General features: G+C 74.1%; 6 protein-coding genes. All 6 read right to left on the reverse strand.

Annotated elements, in window-relative coordinates; translation table 11 throughout:
• Positions 1 to 164 precede the first annotated feature (164 nt).
• Positions 165 to 3,131 carry an FtsX-like permease family protein gene (locus ABZ321_RS03145; protein WP_354888934.1) on the reverse strand — a complete coding sequence of 989 codons (2,967 nt, stop codon included), beginning with the start codon at positions 3,129 to 3,131 and terminating at the stop codon, positions 165 to 167.
• A gap of 85 nt (positions 3,132 to 3,216) precedes the next feature.
• Positions 3,217 to 4,890 carry a methylmalonyl-CoA mutase family protein gene (locus ABZ321_RS03150; protein ID WP_354888937.1) on the reverse strand — a complete coding sequence of 558 codons (1,674 nt, stop codon included), beginning with the start codon at positions 4,888 to 4,890 and terminating at the stop codon, positions 3,217 to 3,219.
• 125 nt (positions 4,891 to 5,015) lie between these two features.
• Positions 5,016 to 5,702 carry an Asp23/Gls24 family envelope stress response protein gene (locus ABZ321_RS03155; RefSeq protein WP_344510203.1) on the reverse strand — a complete coding sequence of 229 codons (687 nt, stop codon included), beginning with the start codon at positions 5,700 to 5,702 and terminating at the stop codon, positions 5,016 to 5,018.
• A 69-nt stretch (positions 5,703 to 5,771) separates the two neighbouring features.
• Positions 5,772 to 6,422, reverse strand: coding sequence for an ATP-binding cassette domain-containing protein (locus ABZ321_RS03160; protein WP_344510205.1), 651 nt, complete (start codon positions 6,420 to 6,422; stop codon positions 5,772 to 5,774).
• The gene (locus tag ABZ321_RS03165) at positions 6,419 to 7,306 is read right to left on the reverse strand and encodes an ATP-binding cassette domain-containing protein (RefSeq protein ID WP_354888941.1); all 888 of its coding nucleotides are present in this window, start codon (positions 7,304 to 7,306) and stop codon (positions 6,419 to 6,421) included. The genes ABZ321_RS03160 and ABZ321_RS03165 overlap by 4 nt, the downstream gene beginning before the upstream one ends.
• Before the next feature lie 174 nt (positions 7,307 to 7,480).
• Positions 7,481 to 9,241 (reverse strand): FtsX-like permease family protein (locus tag ABZ321_RS03170; RefSeq protein WP_354888944.1); only part of this gene is annotated, 1,761 nt, incomplete at its 5' end.

Raw genomic sequence — 9,241 nt, forward strand, 5'->3', positions numbered from 1 at the left:
CCGCTTCGCTCCGGCGTCGGCCTGATCCAGACACTGCGCCCATGGTTCGCGACCCTCCGCTGCGCTCCGGCTCGGTCATGCCGCCGCCTCCGCTTCGCTGCGGCGCCGGCCTGACTCCAGCACTGCGCCTATGGTTCGCGACCCTCCGCTGCGCTCCGGCTCGCTCACGGAGTGCTCCATCCGTCGGCGAAGTAGGGCAGGACGTCACCGATGTAGGTGCGGATGAGCACGACGAGCAGCAACCCGGTGAGGAGGGAGGCGCCGACGAGGATCAGGTAGCCCTCGACGGCGACGCGCTGCACGAGCCGGGCCGGTGCGCCCTGGTTGCGCAGCGCGCTGAGCTCCGCGGACCGCGGCCGGCGCTCGACCGCGGCGACGACGGTGGCCGAGCCGATCGCCAGCGCGACCCCGACGATCGCCGACAGCAGCATGAACTGCAGGGTCAGCGGCGGGCCGAAGGACGCGTAGCGGGCGGCGGTGCCGTCGATCGTCTCCTCGCCCTGCACGATCAGCCCCTGCGCCTCGAGCCGCCCCACGACGTCGCGCGGCGCGTCGGAGGCGAGCCAGACCTGCATCGACTCGCCGGCGCCGAAGTCGGCGCCGAGCCGGTCGGCGTATTCGAGGTCGACGAGCACGCCCTGGTCGCCGATGCGTGGCAGCCGGGTCGCGGAGCCGGCGATCCGCTCGGAGATGGACGCCGAGCCGTACGTGACCCGCTGGTCGCCGGCGATGCGCTGCTGGAGCCGCTTGGCCCGGATGGAGGCGATCGGCGCCGGCGTGTCGATCGGGTAGACGCCGGGGTCGGTCGCCGGACCGGGCCTGATCGGCGCCACCCGCAGCACCAGGCCGGCGGCGGCCGGCGCGACGATCAGGTTGGGCGGCGCCGGCGAGACGGACAGGCGCCATCGGGTCCGGTCGCTCAGGGTCTCCTTGCCGAGCACGGACGACCCGGCCGACAGGCCGCGGACGGTGACCTCGATGCCGGGGCGGGCGGCGAAGAACACCTTCTGGTCGAGGGTGCTCTGGGTGATCGCCAGCGAGCTCAGCCGGCAGCCCGGCGCCTTGGCGCAGGCGGGCACCTGGGCCTTCAGCGTCGCGGGGCCCGCCACGAGCGGGCCGACCCTGGCGACCAGCCGGGCACCGGCCGGGTCGGCGAGCACGGCCTCGAAGAAGAGCGTCCGGCCCCGCTCGGGCGCGGTCATGGCCACGTCCAGGTCGAACGTCAGCTCCCCGCCGGTGACCATGACGGGGTCGGGCGCCTGCGGGTGCAGGGTGGCCGCGGCCTGCTCGGCGGTCATCCCGTATTCGGGGCGCCAGGCCGCCACGGCCGGCAGCCGCGGGCTGTCCACGAGCAGGACCCGGTCCTGGGCGGAGCGCAGCGACTGCACGACCGCCATCGCCTGCTTGCCCGACGGGTCGGCGGCGCGGACCGCGTGGAGCAGGGCGAGCCGGTTCTCGGCGCGGACGATGAGCACGCGGTCGGCGCCGACCTCCAGCTCGGCCCGGTCGCGCCCGGCATCGACGCCCGCGCTCCAGGTGATGTACGAGGTGCCGAGCAGCGCGACCGTGACGATCATGAGCGCGGCCAGCCGGTGGACGCCGGGCCGGCGCGCCAGGTAGATGGCGGTGAGCGCGCGGGCCGGGCGGCCGTGCCGCAGCGCGCCCTCGACCATCCGGCCGGCGATCGCCGTGATCGCGCGGGACGCGACCAGGGCGCAGGCGAGGGCGGCGAGGCCGGGCGCCAGCAACGCGAGCCCCGCGGCGTCCCCGGAGGCGCGGTGCTTCACCTGGTACACGGCGATCCCGGCGACGATGACCAGCACCAGGTCGAACAGGTCCCGCCAGGCGCGGGCCCGGCCCGGGGCCTGGCGCAGCAGCTCGGCGACGGTCGAGCCGAGCGCGCGACGCTCCGCGAGCAGCGCGGCCAGCAGCGCGCCGAGGACGGCGACGACCACCGCGCCGACGGACAGCGACGCGGCCTGCGAGACGACCGCGGGCTCCTGGATCGCGCCGGTGACGGCGGTGGCCACCAGATACCCCAGCGGCAGCCCGATCAGCGCCCCGGCGATCATCGGCACCGCGCTCTGCCCGCCGACGAGGGCCCAGGTGCGGCCGCGGGTGGCGCCGCGCAGCTTGACCAGGCCGACGTCCGGGCGGCGCTCCTCACCGGTGTACTTGACCGCCAGGTACAGGGCGAACCAGCAGAGCAGGAGCAGCTGGAACGCGCCGACGGGGACGCCGAGGCTGAGCAGCTGCCGGTCCCGCTCGACCCGGTCGGCCGTGACGGTGAGGCTGGTGTACATGCTGAGCCGGTTGTTGGCCGCCTTGACCGTCGCCGCGGCGAGGAACGCGCGGACCTCCGACGGGGTGTTCTCGACGAAGAGCTTCGGCTCGGCGACCATGTCGACGACGAAGCGCAGCTTCGCCGGCTGGATCTTGTCGAACACGGCCCCGCCGACAAGCGCCGCGTCGTCGACCGGCTCCGTGATCTCCGGCGGCGCGCCGGCGGGCAGGTCGACCGCGATCAGCTGGGCGTTGCTGCTCCAGAACGGGTCGACCGGGTCGATCGGCCGGTAGATCCCGGTGACGGTGAGCTGGAGCGCGTCGTGGACGTCGACCGCCTCGTAGCTGACCTGGTCGCCGGGCTTGACGCCCAGCCAGTGAGCGGTGCGGTAGCTGAGCATCACCTCGCCCGCGCCGGTGGCGCACCGGCCCTCGACGGTGGCGCGGTCGCACCCGCCGGTGCGCAGGGTCAGCGGCGAGTCGGTCTCGCGCTTCACGCCCAGGGCGCTGCCGCCGTCCTGCGGCGCGGCGGAGACCAGCGAGCCCGTCAGGTAGGCCCCGGTGTAGGTGGTGAACCCGCCCAGCTCCACGACCGACTGTGTCAGCTGCGCGTTGGCCTCCAGGTGCGCCGCGACGGAGCCGCCCTCGATCTGGCCCTCACCGACGGTTTCGAGGGACCGCTCGGTGATCGGCGCCGACTCGACGTGACGGGTCGCGATGCGCTCCGTGGACGCGAGGACATACCAGGGTGCGGCCGCCGCGGCGGCCGCGGCGAGCGTGCTCAGCAGGAGCAGCGTCAGCGCCTGTGTCCGCCTGGCCCGCAACGCTGCGAGCACGAGTGCCAGCAAGGCCCCTCCCCCGTCGGTCAAGGTCGTTCGTAAGAAGACCAACCGGGAGAGGGGCCGGTTGCATTGCGATTAGGTAACTGCCAGCTCAGAACCGCGCGGGCTCGCGGTAGATGCCCCATTCGTCCTTGAGCGCCCCGCAGATCTCGCCGAGGGTCGCCTCGGCACGGCACGCGTCCAGCATCGCCGGGATCATGTTCCCGCCGGTACGAGCCGCCGCCACCATCTCCTGAATCCGCCGCTCCACGAGGGCGTTGTCCCGCTCGGCCCGGCGGGCGCCGAGGAGCTTGTTCTGCTCGGTCTCGACCTCGTGCGAGACCCGCAGGATGTCCAGGTCCCGGGTCAGCGAGCCGGTGTGCACGTTGACGCCGACGACCCGCTTGTCGCCCTTCTCGAGGGCCTGCTGGTAGACGAAGGCACTGTCGGCGATCTCCGACATGAACCAGCCGTCCTCGATGCCGCGCAGGATGCCGGCGGTGATGGTGCCGTCGCCGCCCATATCGCGGATGCGCTGGAAGATCGCCTCCGCCTCGGCCTCGATGCGGTCGGTCAGCGCCTCGACATACCAGGAGCCGCCGAGCGGGTCGGCGACGTTGGTGACGCCGGTCTCCTCCATCAGCACCTGCTGGGTGCGCAGGGCGATCTCGGCGGCCTCGTCGGTGGGCAGCGCCAGGGTCTCGTCCAGCGCGTTGGTGTGCAGCGACTGGGTGCCGCCGAGGACCGCGCTGAGCGCCTCGACCGCCGTGCGCACGACGTTGTTGTACGGCTGCTGGGCGGTCAGCGAGACGCCGGCCGTCTGCGTGTGGAACTTGAGCCACAGGGCCTTCTCGCTGGTGGCGCCATACACGTCGCGCAGCCAGCGGGCCCAGATCCGCCGGGCCGCGCGGAACTTCGCGATCTCCTCGAAGAAGTCGATGTGCGCGTCGAAGAAGAAGCTCAGACCGGGCGCGAACCTGTTGACGTCCAGCCCCCGGTACTGGCCGAGCTCCACGTACCCGAAGCCGTCGGCGAGGGTGTATGCCAGCTCCTGCGCGGCCGTCGAGCCGGCCTCACGGATGTGGTAGCCGGAGACGGACAGCGGCTTGTAGCGCGGGATCTCCTTGCCGCAGAACTCCATCAGGTCGCCGATGAGGCGCAGGTGCGGCTCGGGCGGGAAGAGCCACTCCTTCTGCGCGATGTACTCCTTGAAGATGTCGGTCTGCAGGGTGCCGTCGAGGACGCCGAGGTCGGCGCCCTGCCGCTCGGCCGCCACCAGGTACATGCAGAAGACGGGCACCGCCGGCCCGGAGATGGTCATGCTGGTGGTGACGTCGGCGAGGGGGATGCCGTCGAAGAGCACGTCCATGTCGGCGGCGGAGTCGATCGCGACCCCGCAGTGGCCGACCTCGCCGAGCGACTGCGGGTCGTCGGAGTCGCGGCCCATCAGCGTCGGCATGTCGAAGGCGACGGAGAGCCCGCCGCCGCCCGCGCCGAGCAGCATCTTGTAGCGGGCGTTGGTCTGCTGCGCGTTGCCGAAGCCGGAGAACTGCCGGATGGTCCACGTGCGGCCGCGGTACCCCGTGGGGTGCAGCCCTCGCGTGTACGGATACTCACCAGGCCAGCCGATGCGCTCGAAGCCGGGCACGTCGGCACCCTCCGGCGGCCCGTAGACCGGATCGACCCGGGTCCCGGACAGGGTGGTGAAGTCGGCGTCGCGCTTGCGGGCCTCGTCGTAACGGCGCTGCCAGCGGGCGCGGCCCTCGGCGATGTCGTGGGCGTCCATGGGGTGTCGGCGCTCCTCGAGAAACTCGGCGTGATCGGGTTGTCCGTCTCACCGTCGATGGTATGCGCTCCCTGAACGATCGCTAAGGAGGGTGGGACAAGTCCCACCCTCCGTTCACGACGACGTTACGCGGCGGAGGCGGCCTCAGACTCCGGAAGCGTGTCGCTCACGTGGACGTCGTCCACGACGATGTCGACGGAGGTGACCTCGAGTCCGAGCAGGTTCTCGATCGCGCCGATGACGTTGGCGCGGACCTTCTCGGCGACGGAGTAGAGCACGAAGCCGTACTCGATCACGAGCGTGACCCGCACGGCGGCGCTGCGGCCCTCCAGGCGGACGTGCACGCCACGGTTGCCGTTCTCCCGCTCCTCGCCGTCGCCGAGGCCGATGCGGTCGCGGACCGAGGCGAAGACCCGGGCGACGTCGCCGCCGAGGTCGTACACGCCGGGGACCTCACGGGTGGCGATGCCGGCGATCTTCTCGACCACCTCGTCGGCGATGGTCGTGGTGCCCCGCTCGGCGGCGAGCTCGGCGGAGTTGCGCAGCCGGTCGACGACCTGCGAGGCGATCCGCCCCGACGCGGCGGCGGTCGTCGTGGCGAGCTCACCGACCCGGTCGGCGGTGGTGGTGGCGAACTCGCCGACCCGCTCGGCGGCGTCGGACGCGAAGGCGCTGACCCGCTCGCCGGTGGAGGCGGCGGTGCCCGCGACAGAGCCCGGAGCCGCCGGCTCGATGGAGAGCGCGTCGCCGGTCATGTCGGGATCGTCCACGTCATTGCGCTGCGCGGGGATGCCCGCGGTCACCTCGGTCATTGCTGCTCCTCCCCTGGGTCCGTCGGCCGAGCGCGAGCGTACTCGCGCCCGGCGAACGCGGGCAGAGGCTTAACGGACCAGTTGGGCAACTCCGTCGGACAGGTGGAGCTCGCGGTCGCAGGCGGCCGCGGCCTCCGGGTCGTGGGTGGCGAAGACGACCGCCGCGCCGCGGCGGGCCTCCTCATGCAGGAGCTCCATGACCTTCTGCCGGTTGGTGGAGTCCAGCTCGCTGGTCACCTCGTCGGCGAGCACCACGGCGCCGTGCAGGGCCAGGCCCCGGGCGATCGCGGTGCGCTGCTGCTGGCCGCCGGAGAGCTCCTCGACCAGCTGGTCGGCCTGGCTGCCGAGGCCCAGGCGCTCCAGCGACGCCACGGTCGCCCGCCGGGCGTCGGCCGGTGCCGCACCGCCGGCGATCATCGCCACCTGGATGTTCTCCTGTGCGGTGAGGATCGCGGCGAGGCCGTTGTCCTGCGGGATCAGCACGACCTTCTCGGACACGGCGTGGTCGCGGTCGCGCAGCGGCGTGCTGTCGACGGCCACCGTCCCGGCCGCCGGCTTCAGCAGCCCGGCCATCGCCCACAGCAGCGTCGTCTTGCCGGCCCCGGACGGCCCGGTCACGGCGAGGATCTGCCCCGGTGAGACGACCACGGACACGTCGCGCAGCACGGGGTGGTCGCGCTCGTACGCGACCGTGACACCGTCGACCGTCAACGTCTTCACTGCATGTCCTCCAACAACGTGTGAGACCGGGCGGGCACCAGCAGCACCGTGCCGTCGGGCTGCGGCTCCACCCCGACCAGGGTGCCGGGCGGCAGCATGCGCAGCACCTCCTGCGGCAGGTGCACCGTACCGTCGCGACCGACCACCGCGTAGTCCTCTCCGCGACGTCCCTCGGCGCCGACCCGCCCGTCGCGGATCGTGACGGTGCGGCCCATCCGCAGGCCGACGTCCGGGTCGTGCGTCACGACGACGACGGTCGTACCGGCCCGGCGGACCGCGTCCAGGGCGAGGAGCACCTCGTCGCGGGCGTGGGTGTCGAGCTGGCTGGTCGGCTCGTCGGCGAGCAGCAGTCCCGGCCGGGCGGCCAGCCCGACGGCGAGCGCCAACCGTTGACGCTCACCAGGAGAGAGTCGCTGCGGCAGCTGCCGGTTGCGTCCCCGCCCGCTGAGGCCGACCATCGCGAGCACCTCGCGGGGATCGGCCAGCTGCCGGGAGCTGCCGGAAGGGCGTGACACCCGGCGCCGGTCACCGGGGACGCCGCGCTGGGCGAAGCGCACGTTCTGCTCCGCGGTCAGGTACGGCAGCAGGTTGCGCGACGCGCCCTGCAGCACGACGCCGACGTCGGTGGCCCGCAGCTGCTGCAGCTCGGCGGGCGTGGCGCGGGCGAGGTCGTGCTCGCCGACGCTGACCCGGCCCGCCGACGGTGGCAGGAGCCCGGCGAGCAGCGACAGCAGGGTCGATTTGCCCGACCCGGACGGCCCGAGCAGCGCGACCGACTCCCCGGCGGAGATGTCGAGGTCGACCCCCGACAACGCCACGACGTCGTAGCCCTCGAGGCGGTAGATGTAGACCAGCCCACGGCAGGTCACAGCAAGCCCGCTCATGCCGTCGCCTCCGCTACGCTCCGGCGCCGGTCTGACCCAAGCACTGCACCCATGGTTCGCAGCCCTCCGCTCCGCTCCGGCCCGGTCATGCCGTCGCCTCCGCTACGCTCCGGCGCCGGCCTGACCCAAGCACTGCACCCATGGTTCGCAGCCCTCCGCTCCGCTCCGGCCCGCTCACGCCGCACCGTCCCGCAGTCGTTCGGGCGTGGCGCGACCCATCAGCCGCAGCGCCATCAGTACAGCGGCCGCCAACGCCAACACGATGGCGGCGACGGCAACGGGCAGGGCGCCCATGCCGAGCTCCCACGTGATCGGCGACGCGACCCCGACGGTCACGAGCGGGATCCCCGGCAGCATCACCATCGCGCCGAGCAGTCCGGCGCCGAGACCGACGACGAGCGGGACGCCGAGCAGCGCCCGGTACTCCCGGAACACCGCCCTGCGCAGCTGCCCCGACCGCACCCCGGCGACCCGCAGCGCGGCGAGCTCGTAGAGGCGGGCGCGGACCCCGACGTAGGCGGTCAGCAGCACCACGCCGATCGCGAGGAGGATCGCGACCCCGCCGGCCAGCAGATAGAGCCACAGCCCGAGCGCCGGTGCGCGGCGGGCGAGCTGCTCCAGCTGCCCGTCGATCGTCTCCGTCCGCAGCACCTGCACCCCGGCGGACGCGAGCCGCCGGTCGAGGTCCGCGGGCGCGGCCGAGGAGGCCCACACCTCGTAGCGCAGGGTCGCGTTGTCGGCGAGGCTCGCACCGCGCTCGGCCATCCGCGTCGCGTAGTCGAGGTCGAACAGCACCCCGCGCCGGCCGGCCCTGGGCAGGCTGCCGGCGTGCGCCGCGACCGTGAACGGCTGCGGCTGGTCGGAGAAGCCGGGCAGCTTGAACGTCGCCGCCGCCGCGTCGTCGGTGGGCGCGCCACCGGCGAGGACGGCGGGCAGCGCCTCCGGGGTGTCGAAGTGCTCGACGACGGCGTCGGAGGGGTCACTGCCGGAGACGTCGACGCCGAGCGCCACGCCCGTCCGGACGACGACCTGTGCGGCGCCCGGCCGGGCCCGCCAGCGCCCGGGGAGGTCGAAGCCGGGCGCGAGGGGAGCGCCGTCGCTGCTCAGCCCGCGGACGGCCACGCTGACGGCGAAGGGCTCGCTGCCGCCGGCCGCGCGGCCGATCGCGAGGCCGACGAGCCGGCAGCCGCTCCCGCAGCCGGGGAGGCTCGCATGGTACGAACGGGTCCCCTTCGCCAGCCCGCCGAGCCCGATGGTGCGGGGCGGCTGGCCGGGCGCGGCGACGACCGCGGCGACCCGCAGCGCCGGTTTGGCCGGCAGCGTGTCGACGGAGATCTCCGCGGCGACGTCCTTGCCGAGCCGCAGCGGCGCGGCGACGTCCGGGTGCAGGCGTGCGGCGATGTCGCTGACGTCGGCGCGGGAGTGCCCGCGCCACACCGCGACCTCCGCCAGCCGGCCGGACTGCACCCCGAGCAGCTCGACGGGGGCGTTGTCGAAGCGCTGGCTGGCCCGCACGACGGCCATCGAGTGCCCGCCCGGGTCGGCCTTGTCGACCGCGGCCTCCAGGGCCGACGGGTGGTCGGCGGCGACGGTGAGGACCCGGTGCGCGCCGACGGTGTCGTCGGCGGTGTCGCGGCGGGCCCGCCCGGCCGCGTCCCACGCGGTCGCGGCGAAGGTCAGCAGCGCCACCGCGACCGTCACCACGACCACGAGCCGCCGGCCGCCGGGGCGGCGGGACAGCTGCGCGGCCGACAGCAGCGGCACGATCCGGCCGCGGCGGCGGGCGATCCGCAGCCGCGCCTGCGACCACAGGCCGAGCAGCCGGGCCGCGGCGACGCCGACGACGACCGCGAGCAGCGGCGGCGCCAGCAGCGCCAGGGGCGAGCCGCGGTCGTTGGCGGCGGCGGCGAGGCTGGCCGCGGCGAGCGCCACGAC

The sequence above is a fragment of the Dactylosporangium sp. NPDC006015 genome (genome assembly GCF_040614215.1).
In the GTDB taxonomy this organism is placed as follows: domain Bacteria; phylum Actinomycetota; class Actinomycetes; order Mycobacteriales; family Micromonosporaceae; genus Dactylosporangium; species Dactylosporangium maewongense.